The organism is Streptomyces sp. CB00455 (genome assembly GCF_001905445.1).
Classification (GTDB): domain Bacteria; phylum Actinomycetota; class Actinomycetes; order Streptomycetales; family Streptomycetaceae; genus Streptomyces.
On record NZ_LIVQ01000003.1, the window covers coordinates 962,534 to 982,111 of the forward strand.

At 71.0% G+C, this 19,578-nt stretch carries 23 protein-coding genes, 1 tRNA gene and 1 riboswitch; of the genes, 7 read left to right on the top strand and 17 right to left on the bottom strand.

What is annotated here, in order from left to right; genetic code table 11:
- Positions 1-319: 319 nt before the first annotated feature.
- The 4 genes from AMK16_RS16820 to AMK16_RS16830 all read right to left on the bottom strand — a co-directional run bounded on the left by AMK16_RS16820 (position 320) and on the right by AMK16_RS16830 (position 3,925).
- Positions 320-1,015, bottom strand: a complete 696-nt coding sequence (locus tag AMK16_RS16820) for a DUF1707 SHOCT-like domain-containing protein (RefSeq protein WP_073915575.1) — start codon at positions 1,013-1,015, stop codon at positions 320-322.
- 263 nt (positions 1,016-1,278) lie between these two features.
- Positions 1,279-2,253: an ABC transporter ATP-binding protein gene (locus tag AMK16_RS36645; protein WP_199885449.1), complete on the bottom strand. Its 975-nt coding sequence runs from the start codon at positions 2,251-2,253 to the stop codon at positions 1,279-1,281.
- Between the two features lie 6 nt (positions 2,254-2,259).
- On the bottom strand, positions 2,260-3,129 hold the full coding sequence (locus AMK16_RS36650; RefSeq protein ID WP_242438747.1) for an ABC transporter permease: 870 nt from the start codon (positions 3,127-3,129) through the stop codon (positions 2,260-2,262).
- Positions 3,122-3,925, bottom strand: a complete 804-nt coding sequence (locus AMK16_RS16830; protein ID WP_107417154.1) for an ABC transporter permease — start codon at positions 3,923-3,925, stop codon at positions 3,122-3,124. The genes AMK16_RS36650 and AMK16_RS16830 overlap by 8 nt, the downstream gene beginning before the upstream one ends.
- Positions 3,926-4,111: 186 nt before the next feature.
- Here AMK16_RS16830 and AMK16_RS16835 point away from each other — a divergent pair, with 186 nt between their 5' ends.
- Entirely contained in the window at positions 4,112-6,616 is a 2,505-nt protein-coding gene (locus AMK16_RS16835; protein ID WP_079191536.1) for a transglycosylase domain-containing protein, read from the top strand.
- A 34-nt stretch (positions 6,617-6,650) separates the two neighbouring features.
- On the opposite strand, the gene AMK16_RS16840 is transcribed toward AMK16_RS16835, so the two are convergent.
- The 3 genes from AMK16_RS16840 to AMK16_RS16850 all read right to left on the bottom strand — a co-directional run bounded on the left by AMK16_RS16840 (position 6,651) and on the right by AMK16_RS16850 (position 7,862).
- Positions 6,651-6,971 (bottom strand): DMT family transporter, encoded by a 321-nt coding sequence (locus AMK16_RS16840; protein WP_073915581.1) that lies wholly within the window; start codon positions 6,969-6,971, stop codon positions 6,651-6,653.
- Positions 6,972-7,003: 32 nt separating this feature from the next.
- Positions 7,004-7,067: riboswitch (guanidine-III (ykkC-III) riboswitch) on the bottom strand.
- A gap of 89 nt (positions 7,068-7,156) precedes the next feature.
- The gene (locus AMK16_RS16845; protein ID WP_073915584.1) at positions 7,157-7,498 is read right to left on the bottom strand and encodes a GroES family chaperonin; all 342 of its coding nucleotides are present in this window, start codon (positions 7,496-7,498) and stop codon (positions 7,157-7,159) included.
- A 43-nt stretch (positions 7,499-7,541) separates the two neighbouring features.
- Positions 7,542-7,862, bottom strand: a complete 321-nt coding sequence (locus AMK16_RS16850; protein ID WP_073915587.1) for a DUF3618 domain-containing protein — start codon at positions 7,860-7,862, stop codon at positions 7,542-7,544.
- A gap of 111 nt (positions 7,863-7,973) precedes the next feature.
- Between AMK16_RS16850 and bcp the strand changes: the two genes are divergently transcribed.
- Positions 7,974-8,441 (top strand): thioredoxin-dependent thiol peroxidase, encoded by a 468-nt coding sequence (bcp, locus tag AMK16_RS16855; RefSeq protein ID WP_073915590.1) that lies wholly within the window; start codon positions 7,974-7,976, stop codon positions 8,439-8,441.
- Between the two features lie 89 nt (positions 8,442-8,530).
- Positions 8,531-8,605, top strand: a tRNA-Leu gene (locus AMK16_RS16860).
- 55 nt (positions 8,606-8,660) lie between these two features.
- On the opposite strand, the gene rdgB is transcribed toward AMK16_RS16860, so the two are convergent.
- The 4 genes from rdgB to AMK16_RS16880 all read right to left on the bottom strand — a co-directional run bounded on the left by rdgB (position 8,661) and on the right by AMK16_RS16880 (position 10,989).
- Positions 8,661-9,275, bottom strand: coding sequence for an RdgB/HAM1 family non-canonical purine NTP pyrophosphatase (rdgB, locus tag AMK16_RS16865; RefSeq protein WP_073916249.1), 615 nt, complete (start codon positions 9,273-9,275; stop codon positions 8,661-8,663).
- A gap of 35 nt (positions 9,276-9,310) precedes the next feature.
- The gene (locus AMK16_RS16870) at positions 9,311-9,697 is read right to left on the bottom strand and encodes a hypothetical protein (protein WP_073915593.1); all 387 of its coding nucleotides are present in this window, start codon (positions 9,695-9,697) and stop codon (positions 9,311-9,313) included.
- A gap of 97 nt (positions 9,698-9,794) precedes the next feature.
- Positions 9,795-10,520, bottom strand: coding sequence for a ribonuclease PH (gene rph / locus AMK16_RS16875; RefSeq protein ID WP_031152339.1), 726 nt, complete (start codon positions 10,518-10,520; stop codon positions 9,795-9,797).
- 178 nt (positions 10,521-10,698) lie between these two features.
- Positions 10,699-10,989 carry a glucose PTS transporter subunit EIIB gene (locus tag AMK16_RS16880; protein ID WP_073916253.1) on the bottom strand — a complete coding sequence of 97 codons (291 nt, stop codon included), beginning with the start codon at positions 10,987-10,989 and terminating at the stop codon, positions 10,699-10,701.
- A gap of 168 nt (positions 10,990-11,157) precedes the next feature.
- Here AMK16_RS16880 and AMK16_RS16885 point away from each other — a divergent pair, with 168 nt between their 5' ends.
- Positions 11,158-12,462 carry a PTS transporter subunit EIIC gene (locus AMK16_RS16885; RefSeq protein ID WP_073915596.1) on the top strand — a complete coding sequence of 435 codons (1,305 nt, stop codon included), beginning with the start codon at positions 11,158-11,160 and terminating at the stop codon, positions 12,460-12,462.
- Between the two features lie 276 nt (positions 12,463-12,738).
- Complete coding sequence (locus AMK16_RS16890; RefSeq protein WP_073915599.1) at positions 12,739-14,010, top strand: PTS transporter subunit EIIC; 1,272 nt, start codon at positions 12,739-12,741, stop codon at positions 14,008-14,010.
- Positions 14,011-14,101: 91 nt separating this feature from the next.
- On the opposite strand, the gene AMK16_RS16895 is transcribed toward AMK16_RS16890, so the two are convergent.
- Complete coding sequence (locus AMK16_RS16895) at positions 14,102-14,854, bottom strand: MBL fold metallo-hydrolase (protein WP_073915602.1); 753 nt, start codon at positions 14,852-14,854, stop codon at positions 14,102-14,104.
- Between the two features lie 195 nt (positions 14,855-15,049).
- Between AMK16_RS16895 and AMK16_RS16900 the strand changes: the two genes are divergently transcribed.
- Complete coding sequence (locus AMK16_RS16900; RefSeq protein ID WP_073915605.1) at positions 15,050-15,484, top strand: hypothetical protein; 435 nt, start codon at positions 15,050-15,052, stop codon at positions 15,482-15,484.
- Positions 15,481-15,864, top strand: coding sequence for a DUF488 domain-containing protein (locus AMK16_RS16905; protein ID WP_073915608.1), 384 nt, complete (start codon positions 15,481-15,483; stop codon positions 15,862-15,864). The genes AMK16_RS16900 and AMK16_RS16905 overlap by 4 nt, the downstream gene beginning before the upstream one ends.
- Positions 15,865-15,983: 119 nt before the next feature.
- On the opposite strand, the gene AMK16_RS16910 is transcribed toward AMK16_RS16905, so the two are convergent.
- From AMK16_RS16910 to AMK16_RS16925, 5 genes are all read right to left on the bottom strand, one after another.
- The gene (locus tag AMK16_RS16910) at positions 15,984-16,934 is read right to left on the bottom strand and encodes a PLP-dependent cysteine synthase family protein (RefSeq protein WP_073915611.1); all 951 of its coding nucleotides are present in this window, start codon (positions 16,932-16,934) and stop codon (positions 15,984-15,986) included.
- The gene (locus tag AMK16_RS16915) at positions 16,934-17,212 is read right to left on the bottom strand and encodes a MoaD/ThiS family protein (protein WP_073915614.1); all 279 of its coding nucleotides are present in this window, start codon (positions 17,210-17,212) and stop codon (positions 16,934-16,936) included. Before AMK16_RS16915 ends, AMK16_RS16910 begins: the two co-directional genes overlap by 1 nt.
- Before the next feature lie 81 nt (positions 17,213-17,293).
- The gene (locus tag AMK16_RS38315; protein ID WP_338014447.1) at positions 17,294-17,401 is read right to left on the bottom strand and encodes a putative leader peptide; all 108 of its coding nucleotides are present in this window, start codon (positions 17,399-17,401) and stop codon (positions 17,294-17,296) included.
- A 77-nt stretch (positions 17,402-17,478) separates the two neighbouring features.
- Entirely contained in the window at positions 17,479-17,901 is a 423-nt protein-coding gene (locus AMK16_RS16920; RefSeq protein WP_073915617.1) for a Mov34/MPN/PAD-1 family protein, read from the bottom strand.
- Between the two features lie 113 nt (positions 17,902-18,014).
- Positions 18,015-19,478 (bottom strand): amino acid permease, encoded by a 1,464-nt coding sequence (locus tag AMK16_RS16925; RefSeq protein ID WP_073915620.1) that lies wholly within the window; start codon positions 19,476-19,478, stop codon positions 18,015-18,017.
- Positions 19,479-19,578: the final 100 nt, after the last annotated feature.

The following is a 19,578-nucleotide window of genomic DNA, read 5'->3' on the forward strand; positions in this document are numbered from 1 at the left end:
CAGCCCGTACGCTCCCACCCAGCCCGACGCAGGATCACGCCGCCCAGCCCGGGGCGGCCTCGTGAGGCCGGTCGAGCCGCGCCAGGCTCGACCACCGCAGGGCGGGCCCGGCCGGCTGGACCGCGCGGTCGGCTGCGCCGGCCCGTACCCGCTCCGGCCGCAGGCCGGCCGAGGCATCGTGCGTCCCGTCCAGGGCGTGCGCTCCCGCGCGTCGCGCGTCCCCGCGTCCTGCTCGCCTCCAGTCACAGGCCGGCCGACGCCCGAGCCGGGCGCGTCCGGCCGCCGGGCGGGGGTCGAACCGGACGAGCACCCGACCCGCCTACAGCTCCTTGCGGAGCGAAGGGCCTCGCTTCGGGCGTTTCGGGGGTTTCACCTTGATCTCCACTCCGCCCATCAGGGCGAAGCCCGTCACGATCACGCGGGGGGCGCCCGGTTGGGGTGGGAAGTCGGCGGCGCGTTGGTCGAAGGCGCCCATGAAGCCGAAGCCCCGGACGTCCACCTCCACGCCCGGCGGCACCGTGATCTGGATGCCTCCCATGACCGCGATGCAGTTGATCACCACCTCGCGCTGCGCGAATTTCGCCTCGCGCAGGTCCAGGTCCCCTCCTCCCCAGAAGGCCAGCGCGTCGAAGCGGGCGGGCACCGTCCACTGGCCCCGGCGCTGGAAACCCGACATGACCGCGACGGCCGTCGTGGACGTGCTCGTCCCGCCGATCCGGGCCGGCCAGGACGTCCCGGACCCGGCCCCCGCGACCGGCTCCGCCCCCGGCCCGGTCCCCGGCGCCGTCCCCGCCGCCCCGGGGGCCGACGCCGCCGGCAGGTCCCGCGTCAGCGGTTGCAGTTCCGCGTACGTCCGGGACTTGTACGCCGCCTCCAGCCGCTCCCCGAATTCGTCCATGTCGAGCCGCCCCTCGGCGACGGCGTCCCGCAGACGGTCCACCACCCGTTCCCGGTCGGCATCCGACGCCCTCAACTCCAGTTCCGGCAACGGCTTCTCCGGCCGCTCGTCACTCATGCGGCCCAGACTATGCAGGTATGCGCGGGAGTTGTACGGGGCGTACCCTTCCCTGCCCCCGGGTTCCCCCCTGATTTACCCCCAGGGTCGGGGCGACCGCGGCGCGCCCACCCCGCCCCAGGGTCGGGGCGTCCGCCAGCGCCCCCACCCCGCACCCACCCCCGCCCCCGCGCATCCCGCCCACACGCCCCGCCGCGCCCACACGCCCTCGCGCACCCCGCGCCGCCCGCCCCGCGCCCCGGGCCGCGCTCCGCCCCCCGCCCCTACCCCCGCCCCGCGTACATCCGCGCGATCACGTCCTCGATGTCCGGCTCCCTCACCGACAGGTCCACCAGCGGATACCGCGCCGCCACCGCCGCCACCAGCGGCGCCGCCGATGCGCCCGCCGGGAAGGCCAGCCACTGCCTCGGGCCCTCCACCCTCACCACCCGCGCCCCCTCCACACGGATCGGCCCGACCTCCCGCTCCAGGTCCACCACCAGGGTCCGCTCGCTCTCAGCCCCCGGCCGCGCCGCGTGCAGGCCGCCCAGCGGCCCGTCATACATCAGCCGCCCGTGGTCGATCACCATCACCCGCTCGCACAGCTGCTCGATGTCCTGCAGGTCGTGGGTGGTCAGCAGCACCGTCGTGCCGAGCTCCGCGTTCAGCTGCCGCAGGAAGCCCCGTACCTTCGCCTTGCTCACCACGTCGAGCCCGATCGTCGGCTCGTCCAGGTACAGCACGTCCGGATCGTGCAGCAGCGCCGCCGCGATGTCCCCGCGCATCCGCTGGCCCAGCGACAGCTGCCGCACCGGCACGTCCAGCAGCTCGGCCAGGTCCAGCCGGTCCACGCAGCGCTCCAGGTTCTCCCGGTAGCGCGCGGCCGGGATCCGGTACATCCGCCGCATCAGCCCGTAGGAGTCCTTCAGGGGCAGGTCCCACCACAGGGTGGTCCGCTGCCCGAAGACGACCCCGATCCGGTGCGCGAGCCGCATCCGCTCCCGCGCCGGGTCGATGCCCGCGACGCGCAGCCGGCCGCCGCTCGGCGTCAGGATCCCGGTCAGCATCTTGATCGTGGTCGACTTGCCGGCGCCGTTGGGCCCGATGTAACCGACGACCTCGCCCCGCGCGACCTCGAAGCTGATCCCGTCCACCGCCCTGACCTGGCGCTTCTCGCGCCGCATCAGGCTCACCCGGCGCCGTACGTCGAAGACTTTCTCCACCCCGTCCAGCGAGATCAATGCCTCGGTCCCGGCCATCTGTGATCAGCTCCCCGTACTCCGGTACGAACGCACTCCCGCGCGCCACGCCAGCGACGCGGGCAGGAACACCGCGAAGGCCACCAGCGGGCTCAGGAACGCCACCCACCCCGGCAGCCCCAGCGGATCGGGCCGCCCCAGCACGTACAGCGCCGGCAGCCAGTTGACGAAAGCCAGCGGGACCACGAAGGTCACCGCGCGCAGCAGGTCCTTCGCGAAGACCGTCGGCGGGTACTGGAGCATCGTGCAGCCGCCGTAGGTGAAGGAGTTGACCACCTCCGCGGCGTCCCCCGCGAGGAACTGGAAGGCGGCGCCCGCCACCATCACCGCCGCGAAGATCGCGGCCCCGCTCACGACCATCACCGGCACCATCAGCATCCGCCCGGAGGTCCACTCCACCTGCGGGCCCAGCGTCCATGCCGCCCAGGCCAGCACGCCCAGCCCTTGTCCGACCCGCCCCAGCCGGCGCAGCGCGAACCGGTCCGCCGCGACCTGCGCGAGCACCGGGACCGGACGCACCAGCATGGTGTCGAGGGAGCCGTCGCGGATCCGGGCGCCGATCCGGTCGGTGTTGCCCATCAGCAGGTCCGCCAGACCGAGGGAAGCCGAGCAGGACCCGTACAGGAAGGCGATCTCGGGCAGGGTGAAGCCGCCCAGGACGTCCACGTGCGAGAACATGATGAAGATGGCGACGAAGTCCAGGAGGGTGATCGCCGCGTTCCCGAGGGCCGACAGCGCGAAGGACGTGCGGTAGGCCATCGTCGAGCGGATCCACATCGCCACGATCAACCCGTAGCCGCGCAGCCCCTCCCGCACCCGGCTGCGCCGGGGTACCTGCAGGAGCGCCGGCCCGTGCTCAAGTACCGCTTCAGCCACCCTGGACCACCACCTTCCGCGTCGCGGCCGACTGCAACAGCCGTCCCACACCCAGCAGTACGCCCGCCCAGGCGGCCTGGAACCCCAGCGCCCGGGCCGCGCAGCCCGCCCCGGCGTGCTTGCCGAGCAGCACGTCCAGCGGGACCTGGAGCATCGCCGCCCACGGCAGGGCCCGGACCAACTCGCCGAAGCCGCCCGGGAAGACGGTCAGCGGCAGCAGCATCCCGGAGAAGAAGATCGAGACGACGGTGGCCATCATGTTGATGCCGGCGCCGTCCATGAGCCAGAAGGCGGCCAGCCCCAGCAGGTAGCGCAGCGCGAAGCTCACCACCAGCCCGAGGGTGACGGACACCAGGAACAGCAGCCAGCGCAGCGGGTCCGCGGGCAGGGCCAGCTCGAAGGCCAGCGCACCGGCCGCCAGCGGCACCACTCCGCGGCCCACCAGCTGGAAGCCGGCCCGGCCGAGGTCGGCGGCGAGCCACCACATCTGGAGGTCGGCCGGCCGGTAGAGGTCGACCGCGATGTCGCCCGTGCGGACCCGCTCCTGGAGCTCCTCCTGGAAACCGCCGCCGATGAGCGCCCCGGCCGCGAGCAGCGACTGGCTCACCCATACGAAGGTCAGGGCCTGCGCCTGGTCGTAGCCGCCGAGCCCGGGCCGCTCGTCCCACAGCGCGATGTACGTGTACGCGACGATGAAACCGAAGACGGTGTTGGTGAACAACCCGGCGGCCGTCGCCGTCCCGTAGGTGGCGTAGCGCCTAAAGCCGCCGGCCGCGACCGCCAGGTGGAGAAGCACTCTCTGACGCACCGTATCCCTCCGTTTCCCCTGTCGTTCCTACGTCGGCCAAAGCGCGCGAGCTTAGTGCGGAGGGGCGAGCCACGCGACCGATTTACGCCCGTCCGGAGCGCGATCACCGGCCATCGGGTAGACACCATGAGGTACAGAAGTGGATATTTCGCACGGCGTCGAGGAGTCCTGGAGATGAGCGACCAGTCACCGCCCCCGGGCTGGACCCCTCGCGACCCGGACACTCCCGCCGGGCAGCCGCCCCCTCCGCCGCACGGCCACGAGCCGCGGCCGGCCGGGCACCCGCGCCCCGCCGGGCGGGCGCGCCGGAAGCGGACCGGCTGGCGCCGCGTCCTGCCCACCTGGCGCATGGTCCTGGGCGGGATCCTGCTCCTCGCGCTGCTCCTCGGCGGCGCCCTCGTCGCCGGCTACCTGCTGGTGGACATCCCGCCGGCGAACGCGGCGGCGACCGCGCAGTCCAACCTCTACCTCTACTCCGACGGCTCCCCGCTCGCCCGCGACGGAGAGGTCGACCGGGTCAACGTCCCGCTCTCGCAGATCCCGCGGACCGTCCAGGAGGCCGTACTGGCCGCCGAGGACCGGGACTTCTACTCCGAACGGGCGGTGGACCCGAAGGCCATGCTGCGGGCCGCCTGGAACACCGCCACCGGCAAGGGCACCCAGTCCGGTTCCACCATCACCCAGCAGTACGTCAAGAACTACTACCTGGGGCAGGAACAGACGGTCAAACGCAAGGTCAAGGAATTCTTCATCGCGATCAAACTCGGCCGCGAGAAGTCGAAGGACTACATCCTGGAGGGCTACCTCAACACCAGCTACTTCGGCCGCAACGCCTACGGCATCCAGGCCGCCGCCCAGGCCTACTACGGCAAGGACGTCGGCAGGCTCACCCCGGCCGAGGGCGCCTACCTGGCCACCCTCCTCAACTCCCCCAGTGCCTTCGACGTCGTCTCGCACCCGCAGGGCCGCCCCCGCGCCCTCGCCCGCTGGAACTACGTGCTCGACGGCATGGTCAAGAAGGACTGGATGCCCGCCGCCGAACGCAGGGCGACGCGCTTCCCCGAACCGGGCAAGGTCCGCGCGGCCGCCGGGCTGTCCGGGCAGCGCGGCTACCTCGTCGAAGCCGTGAGGGACTACATCGCCGACCGAGGGATCCTGAACGACAAGACCCTCGCCGAGGGCGGCTACCGCATCACCACCACCATCGACAAGCGCCGCCAGAACGCCTTCGTCCGGGCCGTCGACGACCAGATGGTCAGCGAGCTCGACCCGCAGACCCGCAAGGCCGACCGGCTGGTGCGGGCCGGCGGGGTCTCCATCGACCCGGCCACCGGCAAGGTGGTCGCCATGTACGGCGGCATCGACTACACCAGGCAGTACGTGAACAACGCGACCCGGCACGACTACCAGGTCGCCTCCACCTTCAAGCCGTTCGTCTTCGCCGCCGCCGTGCAGAACGGCTCCCGCACCCAGGACGGCCGCCGGATCACCCCGAACACCGTCTACAACGGCGACAACAGGCGCCCGGTCGTCGGCGGCCGGGTCCGCTACGCCCCCGAGAACGAGGGCCAGGTCTCCTACGGCAACATCACCGTCAACACCGCCACCGACCTCTCCGTCAACGCCGTGTACGCGCAGATGGCGGTCGACGTCGGCACCACGAAGGTCAAGGAGACCGCCGTCGCCCTCGGCATCCCCGAGGACACGCCCAACTTCGCGCCCGTCCCGGCCATGGCCCTCGGCACCCTCCAGGCCAGTGTCCTGGACATGACCCAGGCGTACGCGACCCTCGCGGACCACGGCCGCCGGACTCCCTACACCCTCGTCGAGCAGATCACCAAGGGCGGCGCGGCCGTCGCGCTGCCCGAGCGCGCCCCGGCCCAGGCCGTCAGCCGCGAGGCCGCCGACACCACGACGTCGATGCTGGTGAGCGTCGTCGACAACGGCACCGGTACGGCGGCGCTCGCCGCGGGCCGACCGGCCGCGGGCAAGACCGGAACCGCCGAGCTGGACCGTTCGGCCTGGTTCGCGGCGTACACCCCGGACCTGGTCACGGTGGTCTCGATGATGGGCCAGGACCCGGACACCGGCACCCTCGAACCGCTGTACGGCGCCCTCGGCGAAGCCCGGATCAGCGGTGGCGGCTACCCGGCCCGGATCTGGGCGGCGTACACGAAGGCGGCGCTGGAGGGCAGCGACCCCGTCGACTTCGACCTGGACCTCCAGCCGGGCGCCGCGCAGCCGCCGCCTTCGCCGCCGGAGCAGTCGGGCCGGCCGCAGGAGACACCGGACGAGGACGACACGCCGAGTCCTCCCGGGCGGCCGACTCCGCCGACGGGCGGACAGGGCGACGGCGGCCGCACCCAGGGCGGTCAGACCAACACCGGGCAGACCAACGCCGGGCAGGGCAACGGCGGCCGGACCCAGGGCGGACAGACCCAGGGCGGGCAGACCCAGGGCGGCCGGACGCAAGGGGGCCAGACGCAGGGCGGCCAGACGCAGGGCGGGCAGACGCAGGGCGGGCAGGCGCAAGGGGGCCAGACGCAGGGCGGCCGGACCGGCGGCGGCAATACCCAGGGCGGTCAGACCGACAGCGGCGCCACCGCAGGTACCCAGGGCGCCGACGGCGGCGCGACCCAGGGGCTGCGCCCGCCGCCGCCGTCGGCGTTCCTGGAGTGATGCGGGGCCCGGACGTCCGGTGCCTGCCGGTGCCTCAGTGGCCGGACGTGGCCTTGAGCCCCACGACGGCGACCAGCAGCAGGCAGATGAAGAAGATCCGGGCGGCGGTGACGGGCTCACCCAGCACCGCCATCCCGAGCACGGCCGCCCCGGCGGCCCCGATGCCCACCCACACGCCGTACGCCGTGCCGATCGGCAGGGACTTGGCGGCGTAGGAGAGCAGCACCATGCTGGCGACGATCCCGGCGCCCGTGAACACGCTCGGCCACAGCCGCGTGAAACCCTCGGTGAATTTCATTCCGACCGACCAGCCGACTTCGAGCAGACCGGCGACGAGCAGCAGGATCCAGGCCATGACGGGCACCTCCGAGACGTCGTGCGATACGGGGTGCGTCGTCTTGTCGTACCCGGTACGGCGCGTCTCGTCGGGTTTCCTCAACCGTAGCAAAGCGCCCCCGCAGGGCAGCCCAAAGGGCCGGTGACCTCGGCCACCGGCCCTTTCGGCCGTCCTGTTCGCCGGAGTGCGCAGAACCCGGAGGTTCAGAGGTACAGCCCGGTGGAGTCCTTCGACCCCTCCAGCCGCTCGGCGGCCACCGCGTGCAGGTCCCGCTCGCGCATCAGCACGTACGTCGCGCCCCGCACCTCGACCTCGGCCCGGTCCTCGGGGTCGTAGAGGACCCGGTCGCCTGGTTCGACCGTGCGGACGCTCTGTCCTACGGCGACCACCTCGGCCCAGGCCAGCCGCTTGCCCACCGCGGCCGTCGCCGGGATGAGGATGCCGCCGCCCGAGCGGCGCTCGCCCTCCGGCAGGTCGGACTTCACGAGCACGCGGTCGTGGAGCATGCGGATGGGCAGCTTGTCGTGGGTGGTGTTCTCGCTCACGCCCCGAACCTACCCGCCCGCATGCGGCCCGTGCGCCGGAGGGTCACCGGCGCCTGCGCCGCACGGACACCACGACCAGCCCGACGACACCGGCCGCGACCAGTGCGACGGGCACGATCCGCTCGATGCGCGGCGACCCGTCCTCGTGGCGCAGGCCGTCCTTGATGTCCGTCACGAGCCGGTTGACGGCCACATAGGCGCGCCCGGCGGTGTGGTCGACCGTCGAGACGACCTTGGCCTTCGCGTCCCCGACGATCGTCTTCGGGTGCACGCGCACACCGATCTCGTCGAGGGTCTCGGCGAGCTGCTCGCGGCGGCGGACGATGTCCGCCTCGATCTGTGCGGGGGTCCTGGCTTCCGGCACCGCGCTGCCTCCGTCGTCGTGGGGTCCGTGACGTGATCGTCATGGACAGTCTGTCAGCTCCGTCAGCTTAGGCTCATGTCATACCGATCCCCTCCCGAGGAGAGTCCCGACATGAGCGAGCGACTGCAGCCGGGCGACACCGCCCCCGCCTTCACCCTGCCCGACGCGGACGGCAAGGAGGTCTCGCTCGCCGACCACAAGGGCCGCAAGGTGATCGTGTACTTCTACCCGGCCGCCCTGACGCCGGGCTGCACCAAGCAGGCCTGCGACTTCACGGACAACCTGGACGCGCTCGCCACGGCGGGCTACGACGTCATCGGCGTCTCCCCGGACAAGCCGGAGAAGCTCGCGAAGTTCCGCGACAAGGAGAGCCTGACGGTCACCCTGGTCGGCGACCCGGAGAAGGAGACGCTGACGGCCTACGGCGCGTACGGGGAGAAGAAGCTCTACGGCAAGACGGTGACGGGCGTGATCCGCTCGACCGTGGTCGTGGACGAGGAGGGCAAGGTCGCGCACGCCTTCTACAACGTCAAGGCCACGGGTCACGTCGCCAAGATCATCAAGGACCTGGGCATCTGACGCACCGCCGGGCGTCCGCGGGCACCGCCGCCCCGGCGCCGGGGCTGACGGGGGCCGGAGCGCACCCAGTAGAGTGGGCTCCAGTGCGTGCGCCCGTACTCCAACTGGCCAGAGAGAATGGCTTTAGGTGCCATGTGTTGTCGGTTCGAGTCCGACCGGGCGTACAGAGATGACAGGTCCGCCGCCTTCGGCCGAAGGCGGCGGACCTGTCCTTTTGTCTCAGCCCAGGAGCTCGCGGACCACCGGGACCAGGGCGCGGAAGGCCTTGCCGCGGTGGGAGATGGCGTTCTTCTCGTCCGCCGAGAGCTCCGCGCAGGTGCGGGACTCGCCCAGGGGCTGGAGGACCGGGTCGTAGCCGAAGCCGCGCGTGCCCGCCGGGGCCTCGCGCAGGGTGCCCAGGAGGCGGCCCTCCACGACGCGTTCGGTGCCGTCGGGCAGGGCCAGGGCCGCCGCGCAGAAGAAGTGGGCGCCGCGGTGCTCGGGGGAGATGTCCGAGAGCTGGGCCAGCAGGAGGGCGAGATTGGCGGCGTCGTCGCCGTGGGCGCCGGCCCAGCGGGCGGAGAAGATGCCCGGGGCGCCGCCCAGGACGTCCACGCACAGGCCGGAGTCGTCGGCGACGGCCGGCAGTCCGGTGGCCCGGGCCAGGGCGTGGGCCTTGAGGAGGGCGTTCTCGGCGAAGGTGACGCCGGTTTCCTTGACGTCCGGGATCTCGGGGTACGCGTCCGCGCCGACCAGCTCGTGCGGCAGGCCGGCCTCGGACAGGATGGCGCGGAGTTCGGTGACTTTGCCCGCGTTGCGGGTGGCCAGGATCAGTCGGCTGGGCGTCGAGGTCATGGCGGCCATTATTCCGGGCCGGCGTGGGCCGCCGGTCAGCCCGGGGTGCAGACCTTGGAGAGCTCGGCGGCCGCGTCCGCGACCGGCTGGATGTCCGGGGTGGAGTCGCCGTTCTGGATGGCGGTGCGGACGTTCTTGACGGCGGTGTCCATCGAGTCGATGGCCTTGCCCAGGTCGGCGTTGTCCGTCTGGTCGCCGATCTTCTTGAGGTTCGTCTCGATCTGATTGAGCGCGTTCTGGGCGTCCTGGGGGCTGTTGCCCGCCTGGGAGACGGCCTGCTGGAGGTCGTTCGCCCCGTCCGTGATGGCCACGGCCGTGTTCGCGCAGTCCATCGCCGTGGAGATCGCGTCGCAGGCCGTGAGGGCGGGGAGGGTCAAAACGGCCGCGGCGGCTATGGCGGCGATGCGGTGCTTCGGCTTCATGGAGGTCCCCCAAGGACTCGGATACGTGGACGGGCGCACGGTGGTGGCACCGTGCGCCCGTATCCTCCATGACGCCGGGCCGGGCCCGGCGGTTGCCCTACAGATCCAGCGCGCCCCGCTGGATGGCTTCCAGGTCCGCGCAGCCGCCGGCGGCGAGGTCCAGGAGGGCGTTGAGTTCCTTGCGGTCGAAGGGCTCGCCCTCGGCGGTGCCCTGGACCTCGACGAAGCGGCCGTCGCCGGTGCAGACCACGTTCATGTCGGTCTCGGCGCGCACGTCCTCCTCGTAGCAGAGGTCCAGGAGCGGTACGCCGTCGACGATGCCGACGCTGACGGCGGCGACGGTGCCGGTGAGCGGCTTGCGGCCGGCCTTGACGAGCTTCTTCTTCTGGCCCCAGGCGACGGCGTCGGCGAGGGCGACGTAGGCGCCGGTGATCGCCGCGGTGCGGGTGCCGCCGTCGGCCTGCAGGACGTCGCAGTCCAGGACGATGGTGTTCTCGCCGAGGGCCTTGTAGTCGATGACGGCGCGCAGCGAGCGGCCGATGAGGCGGGAGATCTCGTGGGTGCGGCCGCCGATCTTGCCGCGGACGGATTCGCGGTCGCCGCGGGTGTTGGTCGAGCGCGGCAGCATCGAGTACTCGGAGGTGACCCAGCCTTCGCCGCTGCCCTTGCGCCAGCGCGGGACGCCTTCGGTGAAGGACGCGGTGCAGAAGACCTTGGTGTCTCCGAAGGAGATGAGGACGGAGCCCTCGGCGTGCTTGCTCCATCCGCGTTCGATGGTGACCGGGCGGAGCTGTTCGGGCGTACGGCCGTCGATGCGAGACATGGCTCCGAGCCTAGTCCCTGCGGGGCCGGGCCCATGTCGCTGTGCGAAGACCCCGTCCGGATGCGTCCGGGACGGGGTCTGCGGTGGTGCGGGTGGTGCGTGCTGCGGTGTGGGGATGACGCGTGGCGCGGGGGCGGGCTGCCGCGGTCGCGCGCTGCGCCGAGCCGGTGGGCTCAGCTCACATCATGTCTTCGATCTCGCCGGCGATGGGGTCGGCGTCGGTGCCGATGACGACCTGGATCGCGGTGCCCATCTTGACGACGCCGTGGGCGCCGGCGGCCTTGAGGGCGGCCTCGTCGACCTTGCCGGCGTCGCGGACCTCGGTGCGCAGGCGGGTGATGCAGCCCTCGACCTCTTCGATGTTGTCGATACCGCCGAGCCCGGCGACGATCTTCTCAGCCTTGGTGGCCATGTGTGTCTCCCTGAGTGTGACGAAGAACGAGTCTCGGCGGCCAGGTCCGGTACCCACCCGTCGGTCCGCTTCGTCACGGTAACCCACGGTTGGCCCCTCTACGCAGGCACATGACCGCTCCCTGCCGAATGATGACGGTCAACAGCATCGTGCCCGACGACTGGTCTACACCAGTGTGCCGCATGGGGTGCGACTGCCAAAACGGGCCGGTCAGGGAGGACACCGATGAGCGCGAGCAGCGCAGCGGCAGCACAGCCGCGGCACACGCGGTGGAACGGCCTGTTCCAGGGGTTGCAGAAGATGGGGCGCAGCCTCCAGCTGCCGATCGCCGTCCTACCGGCGGCCGGCATCCTCAACCGCCTGGGCCAGGACGACGTCTTCGGCAAGGACGGCCTGGGCTGGACGGACGTGGCCCGGGTCATGGCGAGCGCGGGCGGCGCGCTGCTGAACGCCGACCTCGGTCTGCCGCTCCTCTTCTGCGTGGGCGTGGCCATCGGCATGGCCAAGAAGGCCGACGGCTCCACCGCCCTGGCCGCGGTGGTGGGCTTCCTGGTCTACCGCAGCGTGCTGCGGGCCTTCCCGACGCCCTGCCCGGTGGGGACGAGGGACATCGGGGGCGGTTGCCTGGGGATGGACGAGACCTTCGCCGAGTACACCTTCCAGAATCCCGGGGTCTTCGGCGGCATCGTCATGGGCCTGCTGGCGGCGTGGTTCTGGCAGCGCTACCACCGGGTCAAGCTGGTCGACTGGCTGGGCTTCTTCAACGGCCGCCGGCTGGTGCCGATCATCATGGCCTTCGTGGCGATCGCGTTCGCCGTGCTGTGCCTGTGGATCTGGCCGCCGGTCGGGGACGCGCTGGAGAGCTTCTCCGACTGGCTGGTCGGCCTGGGGTCCTGGGGCGCGGGCATCTTCGGCGTCGCGAACCGGGCGCTGCTGGTGATCGGCCTGCACCAGTTCCTGAACGTGCCGGTGTGGTTCCAGTTCGGCAGCTACACCAAGCCGGACGGCCAGGTCGTCCACGGCGACATCGCGATGTTCCTGGCCGGGGACCCGAACGCGGGCCAGTTCCTCTCCGGCTTCTTCCCGATCATGATGTTCGCCCTCCCGGCGGCGGCCCTGGCGATCACGCACTGCGCGAAGCCGCTGCGCCGCAAGGAGGTCGGCGGGCTGATGCTGTCGGTGGCCCTGACCTCCTTCGTCACGGGCATCACGGAGCCGCTGGAGTACTCGTTCCTCTTCGTCGCGCCGCTGCTGTACGTCGTCCACGCGCTGCTGACGGGCGTGTCGATGGCGGTGACGTGGGCGCTGGGCGTGCACGACGGGTTCAGCTTCTCGGCGGGCCTGATCGACTACGTCATCAACTGGGGCCTGGCGACCAAGCCCTGGATGATCATTCCGATCGGCCTGTGCTTCGCGGTCCTCTACTACGTGATCTTCCGGTTCGCGATCACCAGGTTCGACATCCCGACGCCGGGACGGGAGTCGGACGAGGAGATCGAGGCGATGCAGGCGGAGAACACCAAGGCGTGAGCAGTCGGCACATACCGCCGCTTCCCGGGCTCAAGTCCCCGGTGGCGAAGGCTCTCGGACCTACAGGTCCGGGGGCCTTTGTCATGGATGTCCCGATGTGTTCTCCACCACGAAAATGACGGGTTCCTTACGCGGACCTCACCGTGCTAAAACTGGTCTACACCACTTGATGGTGTAGACCAGATGGCCTGTTCGGCCCGAGGTCCCCCTTTCATGAGACGCCGCCTCCCCCCTTTTCTCGTCCCCTGGCGGCGCCTTGCCCACTGGAGGAACCACATGTCCACAGCGACCGCTGCGGAAAACAAGAAGGGCGCTGGCGTGATGGCCGTCATGCAGCGCATCGGGCGGAGCCTCATGCTCCCCGTTGCCGTGCTGCCTGCCGGCGCGCTCCTGCTCCGCCTGGGCGCGGACGACATGCTGGGCGACAAGGACGTCTTCCCGACGTTCGTCCTCAAGATCGCCGGTTACATGGCCGCCGGTGGTGGCGCGATCCTGGACAACATGGCGCTGCTGTTCGCCGTCGGCATCGCGATCGGCTTCGCCAAGAAGTCGGACGGTTCGACCGCCCTCGCGGCCGTCACCGGTTACCTGGTCTTCCAGAAGGTGCTCGCCACCTTCACCGACAGCAACCTGCCCCAGGTCGCCAAGGTCGTCGGCGGCAAGATCGTCAACGTCGACGCCCCGGTCAACGCGGGTGTCCTCGGCGGTGTCGTGATGGGCATCATCACGGCCCTGCTGTACCAGAAGTTCTACCGGACCAAGCTGCCGGACTGGGCGGGCTTCTTCGGCGGCCGCCGCCTCGTCCCGATCCTTTCCGCCCTGGCGGGTCTGGTCACCGGCATCGTCTTCGGTCTCATCTGGCCGGTCCTCGGCACGGGTCTGCACAACTTCGGTGAGTGGCTGACCGGTTCGGGTGCCATCGGGGCGGGCATCTTCGGTGTCGCCAACCGCGCGCTCATCCCGATCGGCATGCACCACCTGCTGAACTCCTTCCCGTGGTTCCAGGCCGGTTCGTACGACACCGCCAACGGCGCCGTCCACGGCGACATCGCCCGCTTCCTCGCCGGCGACCCGAACGCCGGACAGTTCATGACCGGCTTCTTCCCGATCATGATGTTCGCCCTCCCGGCGGCCTGCCTCGCGATCGTGCACTGCGCCCGCCCCGAGCGCCGCAAGGTCGTCGGCGGCATGATGTTCTCCCTCGCCCTCACCTCCTTCGTCACCGGTGTGACCGAGCCGATCGAGTTCACCTTCATGTTCATCGCTCCGGTGCTGTACGCGATACACGCGGTGCTGACCGGTATCTCGCTGGCGCTGACCTGGGCCCTGGGCATGCGCGACGGCTTCGGCTTCTCCGCCGGTCTCGTCGACTTCCTCCTCAACCTGGGCATCGCGGAAAAGCCGTGGATGCTGGCGGGCGTCGGCCTGTGCTTCGCGGTGGTCTACTACGTCGTCTTCCGCTTCGCGATCATCAAGTTCAACCTCCCGACGCCGGGCCGCGAGTCCGACGAGGAGCTCGCCGAGCTGCAGAAGGCCGAAGCCAAGTAGGGGCGCACCGCTTCCGCCGCTGGAAACGAAAAGCCCCCGCTCTCCCGGAAGGGAGGGCGGGGGCTTTTCGTCGTGTGCCGGTCGGTGCGCGTCAGATCTCGTAGACGGCGCCCGCGTACGCCAGCTCGGCCGGGCCGTCGTAGACGGCGCGGGCGTCCGCGAGGTTCTGTTCGGCGTCGGTCCACGGCGGGATGTGGGTCAGGACGAGCCGCCCGACGTTGCCCGCCCGCGCGCACTCCCCGGCCTCGCGGCCGTTCAGGTGGAGGTCCGGGATGTCTTCCTTGCCGTGCGTGAAGGACGCCTCGCACAGGAAGAGGTCGGTGCCGCCGGCGAGCAGCCCCAGCTCGGCGCAGACCCCGGTGTCGCCGGAGTAGGTGAGCGAGCGCCCGCCGTGCTCGATGCGGATGCCGTACGCCTCGACGGGATGGCTGACCCGCTCCGTGCGGACCTGGAAGGGGCCGATCTCGAAACTGCCCGTTTTCAGGGTGCGGAAGTCGAAGACCTCGCTCATCGAGCGCTCGTCCGGGACGTCGTCGTAGGCGGTGGTCAGACGCCTTTCGGTGCCTTCGGGGCCGTAGACGGGGATGGTGCCGCAGCGGCCGCCCTCGTGCCGGTAGAAGCGGGCCACGAAGTACCCGCACATGTCGATGCAGTGGTCGGCGTGCAGGTGGCTCAGGAAGATCGCGTCGAGGTCGTAGAGGCCGCAGTGGCGCTGGAGCTCGCCGAGGGCGCCGTTGCCCATGTCGAGGAGCAGCCGGAAGCCGTCGGCCTCGACGAGGTAGCTCGAACAGGCCGATTCCGCGGACGGGAACGAGCCCGAACAGCCGACGACGGTGAGCTTCATGGAGCGTGAACCTCCGTGGACGGTCCGTGGACGGAATGCGGGCCGTGCGTGGGTCGAGCGTAAGGCGCGAAACGGCCGGTCGCTCCTCCGCGGCGGGCCGTTGTGGGGGGAATCACCTGCGCTGTCACCCGGTGGAGCGACAGGGGGTGCCGACGTTGCCGTGCCAGGGAGTTCCCGCAAGGCTACGGTCGAAACATGGACACCTCGTGGTGGCCCGCGGTGGCCGCGGTCCTTGCCGTGGCGGTGATCCTGCTGGTCGCCGGCGCCCGGCTGGGGCTGCCGCGGCGGGCTCCGCCCCCACCGCCGCCGCCCGGACCGGGCGCCGGACCCGAACCGCGCCCGCTGCCCGGTGACCTGTGGTCCATGGCGGACGGCCGGACCTGCCTGGTGCTGGCGGTACGGCAGGTAAGGGGGCACCGGGCGCGGGTCGCGTGGATCACCGGGAAGTACGACGACCGGCGGGCCGGGGTGATCCCGCTGCCCCCGGGGACGGTGGGGACGCAGGGCCGGGTCGCGTTCCTGGAGGCGGACCGGCCGGCGGAGGTGTCCCTGTGGGAGTTCCGGGGACGGGTGGGGACGCTGGACCCGACGGTGTGGGACGAGGTCAGGGGACTGGGAGGCGGCGGATGAGGCCGGTGGTCCGGGTGCGGCGCGCATACGAACCCCCGCAGCCGGGGGCGGACGGGGTACGGGTCCTCGTGGACCGGCTGTGGCCGCGGGGTCTGGCGAAGGCGGCGGCCGCGGTGGACGAGTGGCCCAAAGCCCTCACTCCGTCGACGGAGCTGCGCAAGTGGTTCCACCGCGGCGGCTCGGCCGGGGAGTTCCGGGAGAGGTACCTGGCGGAACTGGCCGGAGCGGGCGCGGCCGTGGAGCTGGCGAGGCTGCGTGCGCTGGCCGAGGCGGGGCCGGTGACCCTGCTGACGGCGGTCAGGGACCCCCGGTCGAGCCACGCCGCGATCCTGGCAGAGCTGCTGGACGGCCCCGCCCCGCCAGGTCGGCGCACGCACTGACCGGTCCCGGGACCGGGCGGGACCGGTGCCCGGGCCGGGCGGCAGTACGCGTTGCCGCCGGGCCGGGGTGCGGGGCCGCGCCCCGATGCCCGGCGAGAGCGCGGGGGCCGCCGCAGGGGCTACGCCCAGAGCTGGCCTTGGAGGGCCTCGATGGCCTCCTGCGTCGTCGCGGCCGTGTAGACGCCGGTCGACAGGTACTTCCAGCCGCCGTCGGCCACGACGAAGACGATGTCCGCCGACTCGCCCGCGGCCACCGCCTTGCGGCCGACCCCGATCGCCGCGTGCAGGGCGGCGCCCGTGGAGACGCCCGCGAAGATGCCCTCCTGCTGGAGCAGCTCCCGGGTGCGGGTGACCGCGTCCGCCGAGCCGACCGAGAAGCGGGTGGTGAGCACGGAGGCGTCGTACAGCTCCGGGACGAAGCCCTCGTCCAGGTTGCGCAGCCCGTACACCAGGTCGTCGTAGCGCGGTTCGGCCGCGACGATCCTGATTCCCTCGACGTTCTCGCGCAGGTAGCGGCCGACGCCCATCAGGGTGCCGGTCGTGCCCAGGCCCGCCACGAAGTGGGTGATGGAGGGGAGGTCGGCGAGGATCTCCGGGCCGGTGGTGGCGTAGTGCGCGCCTGCGTTGTCCGGGTTGCCGTACTGGTAGAGCATCACCCAGTCGGGGTGCTCCGCCGCCAGCTCCTTGGCCACCCGCACCGCGGTGTTCGAGCCGCCGGCGGCCGGCGACGGGATGATCTCGGCTCCCCACATGGCCAGCAGGGCGCGCCGCTCCTGGCTGGTGTTCTCCGGCATCACGCAGACGATGCGGTAGCCCTTGAGCTTGGCCGCCATGGCCAGGGAGATCCCGGTGTTGCCCGAGGTGGGCTCCAGGATGGTGCAGCCCGGGTACAGCCGGCCGTCCTTCTCGGCCTGCTCGACCATGTGGAGCGCGGGGCGGTCCTTGATCGAGCCGGTCGGGTTGCGGTCCTCCAGCTTCGCCCAGATCCGGACGTCGTCCGAGGGCGACAGCCGGGGCAGCCGTACCAGCGGCGTGTTGCCGACCGCGGCCAGTGGGGAGTCGTAACGCATCAGACAGCGCCGCCGGCCACGGCCGGGAGGATGGTGACGCTGTCGCCGTCCTTGAGGGCGGTGGAGATGCCGTCGAGGAAGCGGACGTCCTCGTCGTTGAGGTAGACGTTCACGAAGCGGCGCAGCTGACCGCCGTCGACGATGCGCTCCTCGATGCCCTTGTGGCGGGTCTCCAGGTCCGCGAACAGGTCGGCGAGGGTGGCGCCCTCACCGGACACCGCCTTCTCGCCTTCGGTGTAGGTGCGGAGGATGGTGGGGATGCGGACCTCGATGGCCATGGCTGGCTCCAGTCGTGAGGGAGGGCGTGGATGCGTGAAGGCGCGCGGATCGTCGGCCCCCGCGCGGAAGGGCTGTGGTGCTCAGCCGGCAGGACAGATGGCGCTGGCGAGGCGGCACAGGTCGACGTGCAGCCGCGCCACGAGCAGCAGCCTGCCGGGCGTCTCGATGCTCACGTCGTGGGGAACCATGCGGTCATGTTAACGATTCCCGGCACCCCGTTTGGAGTGTGATCCCGCATGATGGACGCCGACCGCTCGCATGCTGGTCAGTAAGCCGCGACGACCTGCACGTCCTCCTCCGTGATCACGCCGTCGACGATCCGGTACGAGCGGAACTGGAACTCCCCGAGGCCGTCCTCGTCCGCGGTGGAGACCAGCACGTAGTGCGCACCGGGCTCGTTCGCGTAGGTGACGTCGGTGCGCGAGGGGTACGCCTCGGTCGCGGTGTGCGAGTGGTAGATGATCACCGGCTCCTCGTCCCGGTCGTCCAGCTCGCGGTAGAGCTTCAGCAGGTCTTTGGAGTCGAACTCGTAGAACGTGGGCGAGCGGGCCGCGTTGAGCATCGGGATGAAGCGCTCGGGGCGTCCGGTGCCCGCCGGGCCCGCCACGACCCCGCACGCCTCGTCGGGGTGGTCCTGGCGGGCGTGCTCGACGATCCGGTCGTACAGGGCCTGGGTGAGGGTCAGCATGAGCGACAGGATAAGCAGACGGGCCCTTCCGTACCGAGGAGCGGTACGGAAGGGCCCGGATGGTGGACACGCCACCTGGAGCGCACGGTCCGGATCGCCCGGACCAGCAGGAACTACGAGGAGCGCGAGGAGCGCGAGGAGTCCGCGGCCTTGTTGAAGGCGGCCCCGGCCGGGTTGCGCGACTTCAGGACCAGGTAGGACACGCCGAGGATCAGACCCCACAGCGGGGCGCAGTAGAGCGAGACGCGGGCGTCCTTGTCGATGCCCATCATCACGATGACCATGCCGATGAAGAGCAGCGCGAACCAGCTCGTCCACGGGGCGCCGGGCGCCTTGAACGGGGAGGCGGGCAGCTCGCCCCGGTCGGCCTTGGCGCGGTAGCGGATCTGGCAGACCAGGATCATGATCCAGGCCCACATGCCGGAGATGGTGGCGAAGGAGACCACGTAGTCGAAGGCCTTGCCCGGGGCGACGTAGTTGATCCAGACGCCCACCAGCATCAGCGCGGCCGAGAAGGTGGTGCCGACCAGCGGGGTGCCGCTGCGGGTCAGCTTGGTGAAGAACTTGGGGCCCTGGCCGTTGAGCGCGAGGTCGCGCAGCATGCGGCCGGTGGAGTACATGCCCGAGTTGCAGGAGGACAGGGCCGCCGTCAGCACCACGAAGTTGACGACGGCGGCGCCGACGCCCAGGCCCATCTTCTCGAAGGCGGCGACGAAGGGGCTGACGCCCGGCTGGAACTCGTGCCACGGGACGACCGAGAGGATCATGATCAGGGCGCCGACGTAGAAGACGGCGATGCGCCACGGCACGGTGTTGATGGCCTTGGGCAGGGTCTTCTCGGGGTCCTTGGACTCGCCGGCGGTGACGCCGACCAGCTCGACGGCGAGGAAGGCGAACATCACGATCTGCAGGGTCATCAGGGTGCCGCCGATGCCCTTGGGGAAGAAGCCGCCGTCGTTCCAGAGGTTGGCGACGCTTGCGGTGTCGGCGGCGTCGGAGAACCCGATGGTGAGGATGCCGGCGCAGATCAGGATCATGCCGACGATGGCGGTGACCTTGACCATGGAGAACCAGAACTCCAGCTCACCGAAGAGCTTCACGGAGATCAGGTTCGCGGCGTAGAGGACGACGGTGAAGATCAGCGCGTACGCCCACTGCGGGAAGCTGTCGTGGGTCCAGTACGACATGTACTGCGCGGCCGCGGTGACCTCGGTGATGCCGGTGACCACCCAGAAGAGCCAGTAGGTCCAGCCGGTGACGTATCCCCAGAACGGGCCCAGGAACTCGCGGGCGTAGTCCGAGAAGGAGCCGGAGACGGGCCGGTACATGAGCAGCTCGCCCAGCGCCCGCATGATGAAGAAGATGACCAGGCCCGCGATGGCGTAGGCCAGGATCAGGCTGGGTCCGGCCTTCGAGATCGCCTTGCCCGCGCCCAGGAAGAGGCCGGTGCCGATGGCTCCGCCGATCGCGATCATCTGGATCTGACGGGCTCCGAGGGCGCGGTGGTAGCCCTCGCCCTCGCCCTGAGTGCCCTCGCCGGGCTTCTTGCCGTGCTGCTCGACCTGCACAGAGGTCATGTCTGGTGCGCCTTTCTCCACGCCGACCCGCGCCTTCGACTGGCTCGGATCGGGTCCTCGATCCCCCCGGATACGGATGGAGTTGCACGCCGGCGGTCAG

Coding starts and splice junctions, on each gene's coding strand:
- AMK16_RS16820 (WP_073915575.1), bottom strand. CDS start 1,015: ATGAGTGACGAGCGGCCGGAGAAGCCGTTGCCGGAACTGGAGTTGAGG.
- AMK16_RS36645 (WP_199885449.1), bottom strand. CDS start 2,253: ATGGCCGGGACCGAGGCATTGATCTCGCTGGACGGGGTGGAGAAAGTC.
- AMK16_RS16835 (WP_079191536.1), top strand. CDS start 4,112: ATGAGCGACCAGTCACCGCCCCCGGGCTGGACCCCTCGCGACCCGGAC.
- AMK16_RS16840 (WP_073915581.1), bottom strand. CDS start 6,971: ATGGCCTGGATCCTGCTGCTCGTCGCCGGTCTGCTCGAAGTCGGCTGG.
- bcp (WP_073915590.1), top strand. CDS start 7,974: ATGAGCGAGCGACTGCAGCCGGGCGACACCGCCCCCGCCTTCACCCTG.
- rdgB (WP_073916249.1), bottom strand. CDS start 9,275: ATGACCTCGACGCCCAGCCGACTGATCCTGGCCACCCGCAACGCGGGC.
- AMK16_RS16870 (WP_073915593.1), bottom strand. CDS start 9,697: ATGAAGCCGAAGCACCGCATCGCCGCCATAGCCGCCGCGGCCGTTTTG.
- rph (WP_031152339.1), bottom strand. CDS start 10,520: ATGTCTCGCATCGACGGCCGTACGCCCGAACAGCTCCGCCCGGTCACC.
- AMK16_RS16885 (WP_073915596.1), top strand. CDS start 11,158: ATGAGCGCGAGCAGCGCAGCGGCAGCACAGCCGCGGCACACGCGGTGG.
- AMK16_RS16890 (WP_073915599.1), top strand. CDS start 12,739: ATGTCCACAGCGACCGCTGCGGAAAACAAGAAGGGCGCTGGCGTGATG.
- AMK16_RS16895 (WP_073915602.1), bottom strand. CDS start 14,854: ATGAAGCTCACCGTCGTCGGCTGTTCGGGCTCGTTCCCGTCCGCGGAA.
- AMK16_RS16900 (WP_073915605.1), top strand. CDS start 15,050: ATGGACACCTCGTGGTGGCCCGCGGTGGCCGCGGTCCTTGCCGTGGCG.
- AMK16_RS16905 (WP_073915608.1), top strand. CDS start 15,481: ATGAGGCCGGTGGTCCGGGTGCGGCGCGCATACGAACCCCCGCAGCCG.
- AMK16_RS16910 (WP_073915611.1), bottom strand. CDS start 16,934: ATGCGTTACGACTCCCCACTGGCCGCGGTCGGCAACACGCCGCTGGTA.
- AMK16_RS16915 (WP_073915614.1), bottom strand. CDS start 17,212: ATGGCCATCGAGGTCCGCATCCCCACCATCCTCCGCACCTACACCGAA.
- AMK16_RS38315 (WP_338014447.1), bottom strand. CDS start 17,401: ATGGTTCCCCACGACGTGAGCATCGAGACGCCCGGCAGGCTGCTGCTC.
- AMK16_RS16920 (WP_073915617.1), bottom strand. CDS start 17,901: ATGCTGACCCTCACCCAGGCCCTGTACGACCGGATCGTCGAGCACGCC.
- AMK16_RS16925 (WP_073915620.1), bottom strand. CDS start 19,478: ATGACCTCTGTGCAGGTCGAGCAGCACGGCAAGAAGCCCGGCGAGGGC.